Below are 19,800 nucleotides of genomic sequence, written 5' to 3' on the forward strand. Positions count from 1 at the left end.
CTCTACCACCACTCTTCTCATGGCCGCCTCTCTTCCGCAGACCGGCCCCATACCCGAGCAAAAGCCGGCTAAGGAACAGGTTCGGCCAAATGGCGAACCGCCGATCCCGGCAGAAAAACCCGCTGCATCACCGGGCAGCCCTGTCCTTCCGGCGGAAAAGCCGACGGCTCAGCCGGAAGACAAGCCGGCGCCACAGCCGGAGGAGCAGACAACTGGCCAGCAGATGCAGGGTCCTCCCCGTCCGCCTCTGACTATCGCTTCCGAACCGGACGAGGAGCACCAGGCCTGCCTGAAAGAGCTGACCGCCATCGGAGCGACCTTCAAGGAGATCGCCCGCATCGACGACGGCAATGGCTGCGGCATCGACAAGCCGATCGCGCTTAGCTCCCCACTGCCGGGCATAGAGTTCAAGCCCGAAGGAAAAATGCGCTGCGAAGCGGCTCTCGCCCTAGCCCAATGGGTGAAGGAAAGTGTCATCCCATCGGCCGCGGCATTGGACAATGGCAAGATCGTCACCATCAATCAGGCGTCGACCTATGTCTGCCGGCTGCGCAACAATGCTTCCACCGGCAAGATTTCCGAACATGCCCGCGGTAATGCCATCGATGTCGCGAGCTTCACCTTCGAAAACGGCAAGACCATCGCAATCGAGCCGCGACGCGAGGACCCGACGCTGACGGGCGCCTTCCAGCGTGCAGCCAGCGCCTCTGCCTGCCTCTACTTCACGACCGTTTTGGACCCGGAGAGCGACGCTGCCCACGAGACCCATTTTCATCTCGATGTCATCGAAAGGAACGGCGGCTTTCGTTATTGCCACTAGAAACGCGTCGCGGGATAGGCCGTGCCGCGATCTTTGAACCTCGTCAAACCCCGAGGCCTGCATTCGAGAACCATAGGTCTCTATAGATCGCCACCGCCGTTTCATCCGGCGCTCGATCCTGAGTGAGCCAAACCGACTGGATGGAGCGAGCCTCACCGCCATTTGGAGTTTTCGTGGATTGCATCGGATCAGAAGCCCCAATACAGGGGATGAAATAGGCAGGCATCAAGGCCCGAGCGCTGAACCCCTGTTCCCCGCGTGTAATCACGACGGCAAGTCCCACCTTGTCGTTCGCCTGCCAGGGCACGATGATCCGGCCTCCCGGCCGCAATGCCTGCAGCCACGATATCGGCGGCGCCACGACGCCGGCATTCACATAGATCAGATCGGCCTCCGGAAGCTCCAGCACGGTCGCATCGGCGCAGATGACGGAAATACCCTCGAACGATGAGAGATTGTCACGCGTGCGGCTGGCCAATGCCTCGTCGATCTCGACGGCATGGACATGACCGCCCGGTGTCACAAGCGTCGACAAGATGGCAGTGTAATATCCCGTCCCCGTACCGATCTGGATGACCGTCTCGCCGGGCTGCGGAGCGACGGCGCCAAGAAAAGCCGCGTGGAGAAACGGCTCGCCATTGTTGATGCCTTTGGATTTGTCCAACGAGACCAGAACATTCTGATAGAGAAAAACGGGATTGTCGCTCGGCGTTTCAAGATGGCGTCGGTTGACGACGATCTGCCAGGGTCCCGGCCCCATGAACGCCTCGCGTCTGACGAGGCGGAAGGCGCGCTCCAGCCTTTCGTCCGAAGAACTGCTGGCCGCTGCCATCATCTTCGCGTGGAAATCCCGTATCTCATCCAAACTTGCGCGGTTATCAGCGGTCACGATCCGGCTCCGTCTTAACGATGCTTAGACCGTGCCGATCTTGTTCAGAGTGCGACAAGGTCAATACGTTAGATATCCTACCAAAATTGGATGACAACAATTTCGGGTGCAGCTGCCGAACCGGTGCCCTGCAAGCGGCAAGTTGAATCGAATTCTGAACTTAAAACAGTCCTTCGATGTAGCCCTGATCATTGAGGAAAATCCTCTCGGCTGCCGGCGATTTCGGCAGGCCCGGCATGGTCATGATCTCGCCGGTGATGACGACGACGAAGCCTGCGCCGGCGGAAAGCCGCACCTCGCGAACGGAAACGATGTGGCCCTCGGGGGCGCCGCGGACGTTCGGATCGGTCGAAAAGGAATATTGCGTTTTCGCCATGCAGACGGGCAGATGGCCGTAGCCCTGATCCTCCCAGGACCGCAGCTGATCGCGTATGGTCTTGTCGGCCGTGACCTCGCCGGCATGGTAGATCTTCGAGGCGACGATCTCGATCTTCTCCAGAAGCGGCAGATTGTCCGGATAGAGCGGCTGGAACTTTGCCTGGCCGGATTCGGCAAGCTCCACCACCTTGTGCGCGAGATCGACGATGCCAGCCGAGCCCTCGGCCCAGTGCCTGCAGAGGATCGCCTCGGCGCCGAGGCGTGCCACATAATTCTTCAGCGCCTCGATTTCGGCTTCCGTGTCGGAGATGAAATGATTGATGGCGACGACGACGGGCACACCGAACTTGCGGACATTGGCGACATGCCGGCCGAGATTGGCGCAACCCTTGACCAAAGCCTCGACATTCTCCTTGCCGAGATCGTCCTTCTTCACGCCACCATTCATCTTCAAGGCCCGCACGGTCGCGACGATGACGGCGGCATCCGGCGATAGCCCAGCCTTGCGGCATTTGATGTCGAAAAATTTCTCGGCACCGAGATCGGCGCCGAAGCCCGCTTCCGTCACCACATAATCGGCGAGCTTCAGCGCCGTGCGCGTGGCGATCACCGAATTGCAGCCATGGGCGATATTGGCGAAGGGGCCGCCATGCACCAGCGCCGGATTGTTCTCCAGCGTCTGCACGAGGTTCGGCTGCATCGCATCCTTCAGGAGCACGGCCATGGCGCCGTCAGCCTTCAGATCGCGGGCATAGACGGGCGTGCGGTCACGGCGATAACCGATGATGATGTTGCCGAGCCGCTTTTCCAGATCCTTGAGGTCGGAGGCCAGACAGAGGATCGCCATCACCTCCGAGGCGACGGTAATGTCGAAGCCGCCTTCGCGCGGAAAGCCGTTCGCAACGCCGCCGAGCGACGAGACGATATCGCGCAGCGCCCTGTCGTTCATGTCCATTGCGCGGCGCCAGGTGATGCGCCTGATGTCGATATTCTGCTCGTTGCCCCAGTAGATATGGTTGTCGATCAGCGCGGCCAGCAGATTGTGGGCCGACGTGATCGCATGGAAATCGCCGGTGAAGTGGAGGTTGATGTCCTCCATCGGGATGACCTGCGCGTAGCCGCCGCCCGCCGCACCACCCTTCACGCCGAAACATGGGCCAAGCGACGCCTCGCGCACGCAGACCACCGCTTTCTTGCCGATCCGGTTCAGGCCGTCGCCAAGGCCGACCGTCGTGGTGGTCTTGCCCTCGCCCGCCGGTGTCGGATTGATGGCCGTGACGAGGATCAGCTTGCCGTCCTTCTTGTCGGCCTGCGCCGCAATGAACCCGGCACCGATCTTTGCTTTGTCGTAGCCGTAAGGTGCAAGATCTTCCGCCGGAATGCCGAGCTTTGCACCGATCTCCGTAATCGGCAGCTTCTTTGCCGCGCGCGCAATCTCGATGTCGGATGCCACGGTCGTCGCCATAAGTCTCGCCCCCAAACATACGGTCATTTCCCTGTCGGGATAAACCAATATGTATCGAGTGTGAATAGTGGCAAAGCACTCTGTTTGTCGAAACGCACCGCCTTGTCTCAAGACGGCGACATGCCTATTTTCGGCATCCAATGAAAACCGAGAAGGAAAGAAAAAGATATGAAGTCCCTGGAATTGCTGGTCGAGCGCATCATCCTCTCCAGTCGCTGGCTCCTGGTGATTTTCTATCTCGGCCTCGCCGCCTCGCTCGCCGTCTACGCCGTTTCCTTTGCCTATAAATTCTACAAGGTTGCGATCAACGTCTTTGCATATGACGAAGCCGACATGATCCTGGCCATTCTCGGCCTCATCGATGCCGCACTGGTGGCAAGCCTGATCGTCATGGTAATGATTTCGGGCTACGAGAATTTCGTCAGCCGCTTTGACGAGGCCGAAGACCAGGGCGAGGTCTCGTTCATCGGCAAGCTCGATTCAGGCAGCCTCAAGATCAAGGTCGCGTCCTCGATCGTCGCCATTTCCTCGATCCACCTGCTGCAGATCTTCCTGAACGCCACCCAATACGACAACGCCAAGCTGATGTGGTTCACGATCATCCACCTCGCCTTCGTCGTCTCGGCACTGTTGCTCGGCTTCCTGGAGAAGATCATGGCGAAAGCCAAAGCCAAAGGATAGCTGAGGCCGGAGCGGCAGCTACTTGCCGGCCATTGCCGATGCGCTGGTCATCGGTGCATCGGTCGTCGACGGAGCCGGCGCAACACAATCGGAAATCGATTGATTTTCCTTGCAGTTGCGAGCCGAGACCAGGGCATCGGCATCGGCAAGCTCCGTCGTCAGCTTCAGCCTCAACGCGTCCATCTGCGAAATCAGATGAATGCCATTCGGGTCGGTTCCAAGCATCAGATCGACAAGTCCCCGGTCTACACCCATTTTGTCGAGGAAGCTGACCAGCCTGGCTCTTTGCGCCTTGTCGAGCTTCGTCGTGTCATATTTGCCGACGAATTTGCGGCCGATCTCCTTCTTGGAAATGACCTTGCGCCTGCCGTCTACCATCTCATATTCGGTGCGGTACTGGACGCGCACTTCGCTGTAGGTGGTAGTGATCTGATGAACCCCGAGCAGCGCGAAGGGGCTGGAAACGCGCTGAACGCCGCCTGCAAAAAACAGCGGGCAGGCCGAAAAGCAGATTGCCCCATAAGAGAATGGCTGCCCTGTGATCGAACCGTCCTTGGCAAAAGCCGCAGAGCAGATCGGCTCGGCATAGGGGCACGCCCGCGAGCGGGTGCGGCCAACTGCGATCGAAAGCTTTTGCTTGCGAATGATGCGAGCCATCTCCATCGCCGCCTTGACATCGCCACCTGGCGAGCTGACGACGATGGGCAATTTGCGATTGCCGATCTGCTTCAGGATTTTCTGCAGCTTCCTCGGCGTGTCCGCCATGATCTGCCCTTCGGCGGAGATCCAGTCTGGACAAGTGCTATCGGCCCGGCATTGGCCCATCTCGCCATGAACGAGCAAAAACTGCATCGGGGTGCCACCGGCGACACCAGCCGCTTCGGCAAGCACAGGCGAAACAAGCAGAAGCGAAACGCTGGTGACGAACCACAACAGCGTTTGACAACAGCGCGCCGCAAGCTGCGGGAAGAAGCGAAAATTCATGAGCTATACGCCTGCAAGCGATTACTTTTGCAAGACCGATAGCAACCGCTTTGGGCCTTCGCAAGGCGCGCCGACGCGGCAACGCATCATTTGATGAAACTCCTGACTACTTGCACGCTTGCAAGAGCTGGCGACAAGAAAATGGGCGCCGTCGGATCTCAGCAACATGAGATGGAACCGAACTTATACTCGTTATAAACAGTTAATCATAACGCTAAGCATAGGACAGTTTTGGATCAAGTCCTGCCTCTCTGGCAACCCGGGCCGCGCGGTCCAAAACGCACATTCAGACCTCATTTTGGCCTGGTAAATGCGTCCCAGCCGGCTGCTCCTCAACTGCCGAGCGCAACGCAAAATGTACGGTTTCGTCGAAATTAGGCCAGTGGAAACGCTATTTTTACGCTTAATGACCATTTTGGGCGAAGATTTCTGTAATTTTACATGTCTGAATATTAAAATATATGAAAATGAAATTATTTCTGGTCCTGTGGTATTTTTGCGTCTAGCATTCACTCATAAATCCGGTATTTGATAACGATAACACGCTGTGGGCGCTTCAACTCATATGTCCTATATCATTACTGCCGAGAGACAATTGCTGCTTTCTGCCGAGCTTGCTGCTGCTCGGACACAAGCGGCCTTTGCACTGGCCCTGGAACGGACCGGGTCAGCTTTTGGCTTCAGCCATATGGCTCTGATGAACGCCCCGGTTCCCGACGACACGATGATGACGCCGTTGCTCATCGAAGGGACGATGCCGGCCCAGTTCGTACGTGAATTCGATCGCCATCAGCTCGTTCGCCGCTGTCCAATGCTATTGCGCACGCGCGACTCGGTAATGCCGCGCTCCTGGCACCTGCTGGAAAAGGACGCCGAACCCGACGCCGATCTACCACGCGAACTTCGCGCGCTCCTGATCAATTACAATTGCCCGATGAGCGTCATCATTCCGGTCAACGCCCCGGATGGTCAACGCCTCGTCTTCTGGTTCATGGGCAATCGCAATAGTCTTGGCCAGAGTGAGATCAACGAGCTCACCCTGATCATGCTGCAGGCGCTCGATGCTTATAATTGCCTCAAGCGCAACGATAGTGCCACGCCGCATTCTCTCTCGGCACGTGAGCTGGAAGTGGTTCGCTGGACCGCTCAAGGGAAGACCTCCGTAGAGATCGGCCAGATCCTCACCCTCTCCGACCATACGGTCAACGCTTATATGATGAATGCGATCAAGAAGCTCGATTGCGTCAACCGCACGCAGCTCGTCGCAAAAGCCATCCGCCTGAAGCTGATCAGCTAAGCAGGCCCTCATTCAAGCACTCTCAAAACCGAGCCCAACGACTGGGCTCAGCGTTGATGCGCGACCATCGCGCCGAAACGGATGGGCAGTCCATTCCTTGTTTAGCGACCGCCCAGAACCGTACGGATTTCGACGAGGCTTGAACGTACCCGCAGAATATGGAAGCCCATGGTCGCGAGATGGCTCGGCATGAAAGAGCTATCTTCCGGCCCATTGGAAATGATGAAGGGTTGAATACGCAAGGCTGCCTGCAATTGCGTGGTGACGTCAGCCCAAAGCGTGCCAACATTGCGCTCGGCGATCACCTGCTGGAAATCCGAACGGGCTGCGGTCAGAATGCCATAGCTCGCGTAGAGCTGACCATAGGCGAACCAGAAGCGATCGTCGGCCCGCATGTCCAGCCAGCCATAGCTGTGATCCGCGGCGCGCTTCGCCAATATGTCTGCCGTGCTGCCGAGATCGTTGGCTATGTGGTCGACGAACTGCAGGAGATTGTCGGCGCGCCCGTCAAAAATTGCCTTGCAGTTGCCGAGGTCGCCATTGAAGCTGCGCAGGTTGGTCATTGCGGCGCGATAATAGCTTGGGCTCGGCGTTTTCGGTCCGAAGGGATGCAGGCCGAAATACCAGCTCGACTCGTCGAACTGCAAGTTGCCGCGCGCCTTCTGCAGATCGCTGTTGATGCCGGAGGTTCCGCGCACGCGGCCGATCGTATCGACCAATTCGGCCGAGGTGCGGCGAACCACGGAATTGACGCCCCGCTGAAAAGACGCCTTGTTGTCGAGGAAGGGCGTGTCATCCCATGAGATACCGAAGAAGCCGGCCTTGTAGAGCAGCATCGAAGATATCCAGGCATTCTGGTTGACGTTGAAGTCGATGAGATCGGTTGCGACATCGACGACAGCCGAGGTTTGGCAGGTCTTGGGCGCGGTTGCGGCGGCCTGCTGGCCGTCCGTCGCCGGCAACTCCTGCCCAGCCGAATATTTGCGCTCGGAGAATTTGTAGACGTCCGGATAGGCCGTGTTGAAACCGGTCCATACCTGCGTTTGCCAAACGAAATAGATATAAAGTAGCGCCATCAGCGCCACGAAGGCGGCAACCGGCAGCTTGATCAGCCAGTTGCGCTGCCGATACCAGCCATGCGCTGCGAGAAATGGCCAGCTAAGCCCGACGAAAACCAATCCCAGCCATCGTACGATAGCGGCCCAAATCCGCTTGAAGAACGCCGTGATCGAGTCAAGCATGGACACGCCTCCTAAACGGTACCGCGCATCCCGCCGACACGCAAAGGACGCACCACACTAAAACATGCGCAATGGACGCCGCGACAATCACCGCGGTCCTCGGATCATTAAGTCCTTATCGCCATTCACGTTCCAGCAAATATGTGTTCTTGGGAAAAACAACAACCGTCCGCATGGAATTTTCAGTGCCGAACGGCAATCAACCCTCAGGTTGCGCCTCTTCCGTTACTCCGCTCAGGTCTGTGGACACGGGTAACAGATGCGGCTCCAGCCGTCTTTTGAAGACGGCATCGACATGAGCCTTGCGCACGGCAAGGTCATGCCCCGCCAGCACATTCGCCTCGAACGCCTGGATCAGGCTCTCAACCGCTGCCGTTCGCGAAACAGTGGCCGATGCTGGCACCACTTCTGTCGCCAGCGCCTTAAGCAAGGCGATCCGCTGCTCGATATCGACGCTCAGCTTAGCAGCCATGGCGCCGATGGCGGCGATCTGTCCATTCAGAGCAGTCGCCAGCCCTTCATAAATGTCTATGAGGCGCTGTCGCACCATTCGGCGGGATTGCAGCTCCTGTTCTTGCCGCCGAATATTATCCTGCTCCGCCACCAGAGCACGATAATCCGCTTCGAGTTCGGACTGCAGATCGGCATGACGCGAGGATGGGCGGTTGCGCCGCTGATACATGAGCTTTTCCGCCAGGACATCGGCCCGGCGCTGCGTCTCCTCTATATCGAAATCGAGTTTCCGCCGACGTTCGATCACGCCTTCGAGTTGGAGTTCGCAGCCATGGAAGTATCGGGAGAATACGGGTCTTGCCTGCTTGAAAAGAAGATCGAGTTCAGCTGATGCAGCCAGGACCGTATCGAGATCGGCGATGATAGCCTCCGGCTTCATGGGTCCGCGCGCCAGTGTCCGGTTGAGCAGGCTTGCATTTTCAAGGCCGAGCTTCTCGTTGAACAATCGCCGATGCTGCAGATCCGCCTCCTCGGTCGCATGATCCAGTTTCTTGACCAGCGACAGGGTGACCGATTTCCAACGGTCGAGCAGTTCGACCGCTTCGCGGACGGACGCTTCTTCGACGGGAAAATTGACGACTTCGACGCGCTCGCCCTCCCTGGCGTGACCGGCGAGCGTCGCCACTGCCGAATTCGCGTCGTTCATGGCGTCATCGAGCGTCGTTCGCGCCTTGTCGAGCATGACATCGAAGGAATGAGGCCTGACCATGAAAGCATTCCCTCCCCTACCTCTGGCGCGAGACTAGCCGCTTCCTGAGGCGAAGGAAATGCACGAAAACTATTGGGCAGCGGCGGGATTCTTCAGATAGGCAATAAGGTTGTCGAGGTCTTTTTCGCTTTTCAGACCGGGGAACGCCATCCGGGTGCCTTTGACGAGGAATTGCGGCGCCGGCAGATATTTCCGCAGCAGCGCTTCATCCCAGACCTTGCCATCCGCGCCGAATGCCCTCATCGCCGGCGAGTAGGCATAATCCGGCTTGCTTGCGACGGCTCGTCCGACGACGCCCATCAACGAAGGGCCGACGCGATTGTCAGGCCCGGTCGCCGTATGACAGGCACCGCATCTCTTGAAAACGACGGCGCCCGCGACCGCATCGCCATCCGCAAGCACGGAAGAGGTCGAGGCAAGCACAATGGCCATCGACATCAGACATAGCAATTTCATCATCCCTCCAGATCAGCTCAATCTCGACAGATGAGCATATGCCGAAGAGAGTCCGCAATGCTATCGAAGGCTTGCACGCGCTTCACTCGCAGGTGATCGCCTCTTCCCAATGGCGACGGCAAAGCGAGACATATTTATCGCTGCCGCCGATTTCGATTTGCGCCCCTTCGTGAACGACCTTGCCGGCGGCGTCCAGGCGCACGACCATCGTCGCCTTGCGCCCGCAATGGCAAATGGTGCGCACCTCGCGCAATTCGTCGGCGATGGTCAGCAGTTCCTGCGAACCCGGAAACAAGCGCCCGTGGAAATCCGTGCGCAGCCCGTAAGTCATGACCGGAAGGCCGAGGCGGTCGACGATATGGGCAAGCTGCCAGACCTGCTCGCGCGTCAGAAACTGCGCCTCATCGACGAAGACGCAGGCAAGCGGCTCGCTCGCATGCATTTCATCGACCATGACATAGAGATCGTCGCTGGTTTCGAAGGGCAACGCATCCATCGTCAGGCCGATGCGCGAGGCGATCGTGCCACGCCCGGCGCGATCATCGAGGGCTGCGATGAAGGCTGCGGTGCGCATGCCGCGCTCCTGATAATTATAAGCGGCCTGCAGCAGCATCGTCGATTTGCCGGCATTCATCGTCGAATAATGGAAGTACAGCTTGGCCATGACATTCTCCTTGAATGCTTCATGGGTGCTCCAGGGCGATAAGAAAAGATGGTCGCGGCGAAAACCACAGGATTCAGGCGCGCCTCGCCCGAGGGGCAAAAGCCTTAGTCACCGGCGGACAGAAAAAGACCGGCGTCGCATTCAGCCCCCTCAAACCGCCGCAAATACACTGTGGTCGCTTGAAAATGTCGGTTATTGGTGGTTGCTTGGGAACGTTAGACTGGGAGTCACGCAATGATAAAAATGACCCTTACTGCAATCGCTTTCGCTTCAACTCTCTCCGCACTGACATTGGGCGCCACCACGGCCTCCGCAGCAGAACCGGCAAGCTGTAGCACCGTGCACTTCGCCGATGTGGGCTGGACCGATATCACGTCTACAACGGCCACCGCCTCCATTCTTCTGAAGGCGCTTGGCTATGATACCGACGTCAAGGTACTGGCCGTGCCGGTGACCTATCAGTCCCTGAAGAACAAGGACATCGATGTCTTCCTCGGCAACTGGATGCCCTCCATGGCCGAAAACATCAAACCTTTCGCTGCGGACAAATCGGTCGAGACCGTCCGCGCCAATCTGGAAGGCGCCAAGTATACGCTGGCGACCAACCAGAAGGGCGCAGATCTCGGCATCAAGGACTTCAAGGACATTGCCGCCCACAAGGACGATCTCGACGGCAAGATCTATGGCATCGAGCCGGGCAATGACGGCAATCGCCTGGTGATCGACATGGTCGACAAGAACACCTTCGGCCTCAAGGGCTTCGAAGTGGTCGAGTCCTCCGAACAGGGCATGCTTGCCCAGGTTTCCCGCGCCGACAAGGAAGGCAAGCCGATCATCTTCCTCGGCTGGGCTCCGCATCCGATGAACACCACCTACAAGATGACCTATCTCACTGGCGGTGACGACGTGTTCGGACCGAACTTCGGTGGTGCGACCGTCTATACCAACGTCCGGGCCGGTTATCTGCAGGAATGCCCGAACGTCGGCACCTTTGTTAAAAATCTCGTCTTCTCGCTGCCGATGGAAAACGAAATCATGGGCAAGATCCTGAATGACGGCAAGGAACCGGAAGCGGCGGCGACGGAATGGCTGAAGGCCAATCCGACTGCAATCACGCCATGGCTTGCCGGCGTCACCACCAAGGATGGCGGTGACGGCCTGGCAGCGGTCAAGGCCAAGCTCGGCCTGTAACGCGGGTGGATGCAGGGGCGGCTAAACCGCCCCTTTCTCTTCCCAGGATGGACTGCTTGCTTTCGCGTCCCGCCACCACCCGGACAACGGCTTGTGTGGCGTGACAGACCGTTATTCTTCGGCGGCACCTCCGGCAGCATACGTAACAATCGGAAACGCCGCCCCCAATCGTGGGCAAAGACGTGAACTGGTTAACCGATTACCGCATCCCCATCGGGCCATGGGCCAAAGCCGTCGTCGACTGGCTGACGAGCAATGTCACATGGTTCTTCGACGGCCTTTCCTTCGTTGTCGCGCATGGAATCAACGGACTGCTGTTCGTCTTGCAGGCACCGCATCCACTGATCGTCGTCGTTGTCTTCACGGCAATCGCCTACTGGATGCGCCGGAGCGTCACGATCACGGTCCTCACCTTGATCGGCCTGCTGATCACCATCAACCAGGGCTATTGGAAAGAGACGACCGAGACGCTGGCGCTGGTGCTGGCCTCCACCTTCGTGTGCATGCTGGTGGGCGTCCCCCTCGGTATCGCGGCAGCCCGACGTCCGTGGCTTTACGCCATCATGCGGCCGATCCTCGATCTGATGCAAACCATCCCTACCTTCGTTTATCTTGTGCCGGCAATGATCCTGCTCGGTCTCGGCATGGTCCCGGGCCTGGTCGCCACCGTCGTCTTTGCTCTTCCCGCACCGATCCGCATGACCCGCCTCGGCATTATTTCCACTCCCCCTTCGCTGGTGGAAGCAGCCGAATCCTTCGGCGCGACGCCGCGCCAGGTTCTGCGCAAGGTCGAGTTGCCCTTTGCCACGCCGCAGATCATGGCAGGCCTGACGCAGACGATCATGCTGTCGCTCTCGATGGTCTCGATCGCCGCACTCGTCGGCGCCCCCGGCCTAGGCGTGCCGGTTCTGCGCGCGCTGAATAGCGTCAACGTCGCCAAGAGCTTCGATTCCGGTGCCTGCATCGTCATCCTGGCGATCATTCTAGACCGTATGTTCCGCGCGCCCGGCGAAGGAGACCGCTCATGACCGTCGCCGTCGATTTCAAAAATGTCAGCATCATCTTCGGCGATCGTCCCGATGCCGCGCTGAAACTCGTCGACGAAGGCAAGTCGCGCGACGAGATCGGCAAGTCTACCGGCATGGTGCTCGGTGTCGCCAATGCCTCGCTGCAAATCGAGGAAGGCGAAATCCTGGTACTCATGGGCCTGTCCGGCTCTGGCAAATCAACGCTGCTGCGTGCCGTCAATGGCCTGGCGCCGGTTGTGCGCGGCGAGGTCTCCGTCAACACGAAGAACGGCGCGGTCAGCCCCTATTCCTGCAGCCCAAAGGCCCTGCGCGACCTGCGTATGCACACCGTCTCCATGGTCTTCCAGCAGTTCGCGCTTCTGCCCTGGCGCACGGTCGCCGACAATGTCGGCTTCGGGCTTGAGCTTGCCGGTGTGCCGGAAGCAGAACGCAAGAAGCGCGTCGACGAGCAGCTTCAGCTCGTCAACCTCGCGCAATGGGCCAATCGCAAGGTCAACGAACTCTCGGGCGGCATGCAACAACGCGTCGGCCTGGCACGTGCCTTCGCGACCGGTGCCCCGATCCTGCTTATGGACGAGCCGTTCTCCGCCCTCGACCCGCTGATCCGCACCCGCCTGCAGGACGAGCTCCTGGAGTTCCAGCGCCGCCTGAAGCGGACGATCCTCTTCGTCAGCCACGATCTGGATGAAGCATTCCGCATCGGCAACCGTATCGCCATCATGGAAAGCGGACACATCATCCAGTGCGGAACACCGCAGGAGATCGTCAAGAATCCGGCTGATCAGTATGTGGCCGACTTCGTGCAGCACATGAACCCGATCAGCATGCTGACGGCACGGGACATCATGCAGCAAGGCGTCGGACATTCGGCCAATGCCGGTTCCGTCACCGCCACGGCAACCGCCGCGACGCCGCTTGTCGATATTCTTGACGCCCTGACACGTCAGCCGGGCAACATCGGCGTTGTTGACAACGGCACGATTATTGGAACGATCTCGGCGCAAGACGTCGTGTCGGGCCTGACCAGCCACCGGCGAAAGGAGTAGTCGTTCGCAACTGCTCCTCAATTCATGGAGCCGTTAATGAACGATAAACCATCGGTGATCCGGGAAACGAACGAGGATGCGCGCATTCAGGCGCGCGACCTCATGCACAAAGCCGCACATGCAGCCTTGGCCGTCATCGACCCCGAAACCGGCTTTCCCTCCGTCAGCCGCGTCCTGGTCGCCACGGATGCCGACGGCGCGCCGGTCATTCTGGTCTCCGGTCTCTCCTCACATACCAAGGCTTTGATGAAGGACAGCCGCGCTTCCGCGCTCTTTGGCGATCCCGGCAAGGGCGACCCTCTCGCCCATCCTCGCCTGACCTTACGCTGCAACGCGGAGCGCATCGATCGGCAAAGCCAAGCTCACGATCGCATTCGAACGCTTTTTCTCGATCGCCACCCGAAATCCAAGCTCTATATCGACTTTCCGGATTTCTGCTTTTTCCGCCTCGTTCCGCTTGATGCCAGCCTGAACGGCGGCTTCGGAAGGGCCTATATCTTGTCCTCAGCGGACCTGACGGCGCTTCGAACCGACAACAAAACTCAGCGGTAATAAAATCATACAATAGTGCGAGAATTAGTAGGTAGACAGCTTAACGTAGAAACGGCCAATATTGACAGGTTGCAAATCCGCGGTGACCAAAATTGGCATATTTGCGGCTCCGAAACGATAAGAATCGACCTATTTTGGTCTAATTAAGCCCCTGGATGGGACGTTGGAGACCTTCGCACTATCGCCGAGGCATCATACGTACATACCTAAAACAGCATACTCGATACCTTAAATTTAGGTATATACAATCTTCGACCCCTCTTGGTATTGTTAGATATCGGTTAGGGCCGGGTTGGAAATAGCACAGTTTCTGATGTACGCTCCGCATTGGGAAGATTAACAGATGAAGACAAGAGATTTGGCCGAACACTCTAATGTTGCGGCAGCATTATTATCAGCAATGGCGAACCCGAAGCGTCTTTTGATCCTTTGCAGTCTCGTTAAGGGTGAAGTTCCTGTTGGCGTTCTTGCCAATCAGGTCGGACTGAGCCAATCAGCACTTTCGCAGCATCTTTCGAAGCTTCGCGCTCAGAAGCTGGTCAAGACGCGTCGTGACGCTCAAACCATTTACTACTCCAGCACATCGGAATCGGTGATCCGTGTTCTTGAAACGCTGGAAGACATTTATTGCGAGCCGGAAAAAAGTAGATCGGCTGCTTAAGAGCCTTAAAAGCTCATGGCCTGTCGACAGACGATCCGTGGGGGACACTTTAGACCCTGAAGGATCGACTTGCTTTCATTACCAGGTGTTTTACTGCTTTAACTGGCAAATCTTCGGATTTGCCAGTTTTTTCATGTCTGGACGAGCCCGTATCACGTCTACGGACAATTCTTCTTCCGCCACGTCGATGCGCAGCGATCCAATCCTCGCCGGATAGCCAACCTCCCTTCTCCGCCCCCATCTTTGCCTTGACGCAAAAGGGCCGGCTGATAATTTGACCAAGCAGTAAATATAATCGCGCGGCGCAGCGCCGCGGTCGGGAAATGAGCCCCCGAATGGCCATTGGAGAACAGCATGTCGGACCGTTTGAATGCCACCCCCAACGATTTGCGCGCCTTCTGGATGCCGTTTACGGCCAACCGCCAATTCAAGAAGGAACCGCGCCTCTTCGTCAGCGCCAAGGATATGTACTACACCACCCACGACGGTCGGCAGGTACTGGACGGAACAGCAGGTCTGTGGTGCGTGAACGCGGGACACTGCCGGCCGAAAATTACCGAAGCCATCGGCCAGCAGGCGGGCGAGCTCGACTATGCTCCCGCCTTTCAGCTTGGCCACCCAAAAGCTTTCGAGCTGGCGAACCGCCTGGTGGATATCGCTCCTGAAGGCCTCGACCATGTCCTTTATACCAATTCCGGCTCGGAGTCGGTCGAGACGGCCCTGAAGATCGCGCTTGCCTACCACCGCGTGAAGGGCAACGGCTCGCGCTTCCGCCTCATCGGCCGCGAGCGCGGCTATCACGGCGTCAACTTCGGCGGCATCTCCGTCGGTGGCATCGTCACGAACCGCAAGATGTTCGGCACGCTGCTCACCGGCGTCGATCACATGCCGCACACCCATCTCCCCGGCAAGAACAGCTTCACCCGCGGCGAGCCCGAGCATGGCGGTGATATTGCCAGCGAGCTGGAGCGCATCGTCACGCTGCATGACGCCTCGACCATCGCGGCCGTCATCGTCGAACCGGTCGCCGGCTCCACCGGCGTACTCATTCCGCCGAAAGGCTACCTGCAGAAGCTGCGCGAAATCTGCACCAAGCACGGCATCCTGCTGATCTTCGACGAAGTCATCACCGGCTTCGGCCGTCTCGGCACCCCCTTTGCCGCTCAGTATTACGATGTGAAGCCTGATATCATCACCACGGCGAAGGGCCTGACGAACGGCGTCATCCCGATGGGCGCGGTCTTCGTCACCTCGGAGATCCATGACGCCTTCATGCAGGGGCCTGAGCACATGATCGAGTTCTTCCACGGCTACACCTATTCCGGCAACCCCATCGCCTCGGCCGCGGCGCTTGCAACACTCGACACCTATAAGGAAGAAGGCCTGCTCACCCGCGCAGCCGAGCTTTCCGATTACTGGGCCGACGCCCTGCATTCGCTCAAGGACTGCCCGAATGTCATCGACATCAGAAACACCGGCCTGATCGGCGCCATCGAGCTCGACCCGATCGCCGGCGAACCCACCAAGCGCGCCTTCACCGCCTTCCTGAAGGCCTATGAAAAGGGCCTCCTGATCCGCACCACCGGCGACATCATCGCGCTTTCACCGCCGCTGATCATCGAAAAGCACCATATCGACGAGCTGTTCGGCAAGCTTCGCGAGATCTTGCAGAATAATATCTAAGGCATAAGCTCGAATACATCTCCGCCCCTCACGCCTCCTTTTGCATCAGCAAAAGAACTGGCATGAGGGGCGATCCATATGCGAGGGACAAACATGACCACCAAACTCGAACGCTATATCGACCAGGGCGTCGGTCGGGAGCCTGCGGACATTGTTCTGAAAAACGGCCGTTTCTTCGATCTGGTGACGGGCGAGCTGGTGGCCTCGGATATCGCCATCTGCGGCGATCGCATCGTCGGCACCTGCGGCGATTATCAAGGCCGTCAGGAGATCGATATTTCCGGCCGCATCGTCGTCCCGGGCTTCATCGACACGCATCTCCACATCGAATCCTCGCTGGTAACCCCGCTCGAGTTCGATCGCTGCGTCCTGCCCTATGGCGTCACCACAGCCATCTGCGATCCACATGAGATCGCCAATGTTCTCGGCACCGAAGGCATCCGATACTTCCTCGACTGTTCGCTGGAAACGATCATGGATATCCGCGTCCAGCTCTCCTCCTGCGTGCCGGCGACGCATCTGGAAACATCGGGCGCCGATCTGCCGATCGAAACGCTTTTGCCCTTCCGTAATCATCCGCAGGTGATCGGCCTTGCCGAATTCATGAATTTCCCCGGCGTGGTCCATAAGGATCCCGTCTGCATGGCGAAGCTCGAAGCCTTCCAGGGCGGCCATATCGACGGCCACGCGCCGCTGCTGCGCGGCAATGACCTCAATGGCTATCTCTCCGCAGGCATTCGCACGGAGCACGAATCCACCACGGCAGAAGAGGCATTGGAAAAGATCCGCAAGGGCATGCATATTCTCGTGCGCGAGGGCTCCGTCTCCAAGGATCTGCATGCGCTGATGCCCATCATCACCGAGCGCCTGTCACCCCACCTCGCGCTTTGCACCGACGACCGCAATCCGCTTGATATCGCCGAACAAGGCCATCTCGATTACATGATCCGCACGGCAATTGCGCATGGCGTCGAGCCCTTGGCGATCTATCGCGCCGCCTCGATTTCGGCCGCCCGCGCCTTCGGCCTGCGCGATCGCGGCCTCGTGGCGCCCGGCTGGCGCGCCGATCTCGTCGTCATCGACAGCCTCGAAAACTGCAAGGCCGAGATCGTCTTCTCCTCCGGCAGACAGGTGACGGCCGAACTCTTCGCGACCCGCAATGCCATTGCTCCGGTCGGCCTTGATAGCGTCAAGGCCCGCCCGATCAACGCTGCCGACTTCGGCGTCCCGGTCAGCGAAGGCGAAAGCTCCGTCATCGGCGTGACACCAGGCAAGATCATCACCGAACATCGCCGCTATCGCCTGCCGACCAAGGGCAACCAGACCGATATCGATCCCGGCAACGACGTCATCAAGGTCGCCGTCATCGAGCGGCATGGCAAGAACGGCAACCACGCCAACGGTTTCGTCCAGGGGTTCGGGTTGAAGAAGGGCGCCATCGCCTCGACCGTCGGCCATGACAGCCACAATATCTGCGTTGTCGGCGTCAACGAGGATGACATGGCGCTCGCCGCCAACCGCCTCAGCGACATCAACGGCGGCTTCGTCGTCGTCGAGGATGGCGTCGTGACCGGCGAGATCTCCCTGCCGGTCGCCGGCCTGATGAGCCTCGAGCCCTACGAAAGCGTGCGCGACACGCTGCACCATCTGCGTCAGGCGGCCTATGCCCTTGGCGCGACGCTGGAAGAACCCTTCCTGCAGCTTGCTTTCCTGCCCCTGCCCGTGATCCCGCATCTGAAGATATCGGACAAGGGCCTTGTCGATGTCGACAAGTTCATGCTGATCGGCTGATCAGGCAAGCTTGCCGCAATAGACATCAAGCGCATCAAGCGCCACCGCCGCTCCGGCATCCGCCGTGCCAAACCCTGGCATGGCGATCGTCTTGCCAAGCTTGATCTCTTTCGGCAAGGCGACCTTCATGGGCTTGCGGGAGAGATTGAAGACGAAGAGCAGCGTCTCCTCTCCCTCGGAGCGCGTGAACGCGAGAACGTCTTCTTCCGTGTCGAGGAAGGTCATATCACCATCGCGCAAGGCGGCATGTTCCGCACGGAAGGCCAGTGTCCGCTGATAGTGATGCAGCACCGAATCCCCGTCGGCTTCCTGCTTGTCGACGGCGAGCGCCGCGTGCTGATAGGGAACCGGCAGCCACGATTTGTCGGCCGTCGTAAAGCCGGCATGGGCGCGGCTCGCCTCCCAGGGCATCGGCGTGCGGCATCCGTCACGCCCCTTGAAGGCCGGCCAGAAGCGAATGCCGTAGGGATCGCGCAGATCCTCGAAGGCAAGCTCCGCCTCGGGCAGACCCAATTCCTCGCCCTGATAGAGGCAGATCGAACCGCGCAGGGTTGATAGCAGCGAAATCGCGAGCTTTGCGACACGCGGCTGCTCTTCCTCATTCTCGGCAAAACGGCTGACATGACGCTGGACGTCATGGTTGGAAAAGGCCCAGCAGACCCAGCCGTCAACGACATTATCCTGAAAATCGCTGACGCAGCGGCGGAAATGCGCCGGCGTGAAATCAGGCCCCAAAAGGTCGAACGTGTAGCACATATGCAGCTTGTCGCCGCCGCTGGTATAGGCCGCGACCGTCTCCAGCGAGCGCGCGCCGTCGCCCACTTCGCCGACGGTCGTGCGGTTTTCATACTGATCGAGCAATGCCCGGAACCGCTTCAGAAAGCCGATATTCTCCGGCTGCGTCTTGTCGTAGAGGTGGTTCTGCATCCCGTAAGGGTTGCTTTCGGGAGCATCGAGCCCGCTCGATGCGACGAGCGCCGCCGGATTGTCCCGGAGCTTCTTGTCGCAGAAATAGTAATTGACCGTATCCAGGCGGAAACCGTCCACGCCTCGGTCCAGCCAGAATTTCACGGCCGAAAGCACCGCGTCCTGAACCTCCGGATGGTGGAAGTTCAGATCCGGCTGCGAGGTCAGGAAGTTGTGCTGGTAATATTGCCGGCGCACGCCGTCCCACTCCCAGCCGGGTCCGCCGAAGATCGACAGCCAGTTGTTGGGCGCCGTGCCGTCTGGCTTCGGATCGGCCCAGACATACCACTCCGCCTTGGGATTGTCGCGGCTTTCCCGGCTCTCCACGAACCAGGGATGCCGGTCCGACGTGTGCGAGATCACTTGGTCGATGATGACCTTCAACCCCAGCTCGTGCGCTGCCGCCATCATCTCGTCGAAGTCGGCAAGCGTGCCGAAAATCGGATCGACGTCGCAATAATCGGCGACGTCATAGCCCATGTCGGCCATCGGCGAGGTGAAGAAAGGCGCCAGCCAGATCGCATCGACCCCGAGTGCGGCAATGTGAGGCAAGCGCCGGGTTATCCCCCTGATGTCGCCGAGCCCGTTGGCATCCGTGTCCTGAAACGACCGCGGATAGACCTGATAGATCACAGCCCCGCGCCACCAGTCGGCTCCCGCCACGTCATTCGTCGATTTCATCAAACCGCCTCGATATCGCACAAGGTTCTCCAGTTTGCACACTCGGGCGCGGGCGGCAAGCTGCAATCGGCTTGCTGGGAAGTTCAACCAACGGGCGGATAAAT

At 59.0% G+C, this 19,800-nt stretch carries 17 protein-coding genes and 1 pseudogene; 10 read left to right on the forward strand and 8 right to left on the reverse strand.

Annotation, left to right across the window (positions count from 1 at the left end; all coding sequences use genetic code 11):
* The first annotated feature begins 19 nt into the window (after positions 1-19).
* Complete coding sequence (locus ABOK31_RS10610; RefSeq protein ID WP_234910127.1) at positions 20-820, forward strand: extensin family protein; 801 nt, start codon at positions 20-22, stop codon at positions 818-820.
* 43 nt (positions 821-863) lie between these two features.
* Here the strand turns inward: ABOK31_RS10610 and ABOK31_RS10615 are convergent, their stop codons facing one another.
* Together ABOK31_RS10615 and ABOK31_RS10620 are read right to left on the reverse strand one after the other, a co-directional pair.
* Complete coding sequence (locus ABOK31_RS10615) at positions 864-1,709, reverse strand: rRNA adenine N-6-methyltransferase family protein (RefSeq protein ID WP_349955998.1); 846 nt, start codon at positions 1,707-1,709, stop codon at positions 864-866.
* 160 nt (positions 1,710-1,869) lie between these two features.
* Positions 1,870-3,552: a formate--tetrahydrofolate ligase gene (locus tag ABOK31_RS10620; RefSeq protein WP_174180377.1), complete on the reverse strand. Its 1,683-nt coding sequence runs from the start codon at positions 3,550-3,552 to the stop codon at positions 1,870-1,872.
* A 168-nt stretch (positions 3,553-3,720) separates the two neighbouring features.
* Here ABOK31_RS10620 and ABOK31_RS10625 point away from each other — a divergent pair, with 168 nt between their 5' ends.
* Positions 3,721-4,233 (forward strand): TIGR00645 family protein, encoded by a 513-nt coding sequence (locus ABOK31_RS10625; RefSeq protein ID WP_113347606.1) that lies wholly within the window; start codon positions 3,721-3,723, stop codon positions 4,231-4,233.
* A gap of 18 nt (positions 4,234-4,251) precedes the next feature.
* On the opposite strand, the gene ABOK31_RS10630 is transcribed toward ABOK31_RS10625, so the two are convergent.
* Entirely contained in the window at positions 4,252-5,217 is a 966-nt protein-coding gene (locus ABOK31_RS10630) for a hypothetical protein (protein ID WP_174180379.1), read from the reverse strand.
* A 565-nt stretch (positions 5,218-5,782) separates the two neighbouring features.
* On the opposite strand from ABOK31_RS10630, the gene ABOK31_RS10635 reads away from it, so the two are divergent.
* A complete protein-coding gene (locus ABOK31_RS10635) occupies positions 5,783-6,514 on the forward strand; it encodes a LuxR C-terminal-related transcriptional regulator (RefSeq protein ID WP_174180381.1) in 732 nt (243 codons plus the stop codon).
* A 101-nt stretch (positions 6,515-6,615) separates the two neighbouring features.
* Here ABOK31_RS10635 and ABOK31_RS10640 read toward each other — a convergent pair whose 3' ends face one another.
* The 4 genes from ABOK31_RS10640 to ABOK31_RS10655 form a co-directional block, all read right to left on the reverse strand.
* Complete coding sequence (locus tag ABOK31_RS10640; RefSeq protein WP_174180383.1) at positions 6,616-7,755, reverse strand: DUF2333 family protein; 1,140 nt, start codon at positions 7,753-7,755, stop codon at positions 6,616-6,618.
* 199 nt (positions 7,756-7,954) lie between these two features.
* Positions 7,955-8,977 carry a hypothetical protein gene (locus ABOK31_RS10645; protein ID WP_349955999.1) on the reverse strand — a complete coding sequence of 341 codons (1,023 nt, stop codon included), beginning with the start codon at positions 8,975-8,977 and terminating at the stop codon, positions 7,955-7,957.
* Between the two features lie 69 nt (positions 8,978-9,046).
* Positions 9,047-9,433, reverse strand: coding sequence for a cytochrome c family protein (locus tag ABOK31_RS10650; protein WP_349958924.1), 387 nt, complete (start codon positions 9,431-9,433; stop codon positions 9,047-9,049).
* Positions 9,434-9,515: 82 nt separating this feature from the next.
* The gene (locus ABOK31_RS10655; protein WP_174180390.1) at positions 9,516-10,097 is read right to left on the reverse strand and encodes a thymidine kinase; all 582 of its coding nucleotides are present in this window, start codon (positions 10,095-10,097) and stop codon (positions 9,516-9,518) included.
* A 234-nt stretch (positions 10,098-10,331) separates the two neighbouring features.
* On the opposite strand from ABOK31_RS10655, the gene ABOK31_RS10660 reads away from it, so the two are divergent.
* The 7 genes and pseudogenes from ABOK31_RS10660 (at position 10,332) to ade (ending at position 18,049) form a co-directional block, all read left to right on the forward strand.
* The gene (locus tag ABOK31_RS10660; protein ID WP_092711776.1) at positions 10,332-11,288 is read left to right on the forward strand and encodes a choline ABC transporter substrate-binding protein; all 957 of its coding nucleotides are present in this window, start codon (positions 10,332-10,334) and stop codon (positions 11,286-11,288) included.
* Positions 11,289-11,470: 182 nt separating this feature from the next.
* Positions 11,471-12,316 (forward strand): choline ABC transporter permease subunit, encoded by an 846-nt coding sequence (gene choW, locus ABOK31_RS10665; RefSeq protein ID WP_092712785.1) that lies wholly within the window; start codon positions 11,471-11,473, stop codon positions 12,314-12,316.
* Complete coding sequence (choV, locus tag ABOK31_RS10670) at positions 12,313-13,362, forward strand: choline ABC transporter ATP-binding protein (RefSeq protein ID WP_174180392.1); 1,050 nt, start codon at positions 12,313-12,315, stop codon at positions 13,360-13,362. The genes choW and choV overlap by 4 nt, the downstream gene beginning before the upstream one ends.
* 36 nt (positions 13,363-13,398) lie before the next feature.
* Positions 13,399-13,863: pseudogene (locus tag ABOK31_RS10675) on the forward strand (pyridoxamine 5'-phosphate oxidase family protein); the annotation flags it as partial.
* 394 nt (positions 13,864-14,257) lie between these two features.
* Positions 14,258-14,575: a metalloregulator ArsR/SmtB family transcription factor gene (locus ABOK31_RS10680; protein ID WP_015340680.1), complete on the forward strand. Its 318-nt coding sequence runs from the start codon at positions 14,258-14,260 to the stop codon at positions 14,573-14,575.
* Between the two features lie 354 nt (positions 14,576-14,929).
* On the forward strand, positions 14,930-16,258 hold the full coding sequence (locus ABOK31_RS10685; protein WP_174180396.1) for an aspartate aminotransferase family protein: 1,329 nt from the start codon (positions 14,930-14,932) through the stop codon (positions 16,256-16,258).
* 93 nt (positions 16,259-16,351) lie between these two features.
* Entirely contained in the window at positions 16,352-18,049 is a 1,698-nt protein-coding gene (gene ade, locus ABOK31_RS10690; RefSeq protein WP_349956000.1) for an adenine deaminase, read from the forward strand.
* Here the strand turns inward: ade and ABOK31_RS10695 are convergent, their stop codons facing one another.
* On the reverse strand, positions 18,050-19,696 hold the full coding sequence (locus ABOK31_RS10695; protein ID WP_349956001.1) for an alpha-glucosidase family protein: 1,647 nt from the start codon (positions 19,694-19,696) through the stop codon (positions 18,050-18,052).
* Positions 19,697-19,800 lie beyond the last annotated feature (104 nt).

The sequence above is a fragment of the Rhizobium sp. ZPR4 genome (assembly GCF_040215725.1).
Classification (GTDB): domain Bacteria; phylum Pseudomonadota; class Alphaproteobacteria; order Rhizobiales; family Rhizobiaceae; genus Rhizobium; species Rhizobium rhizogenes_D.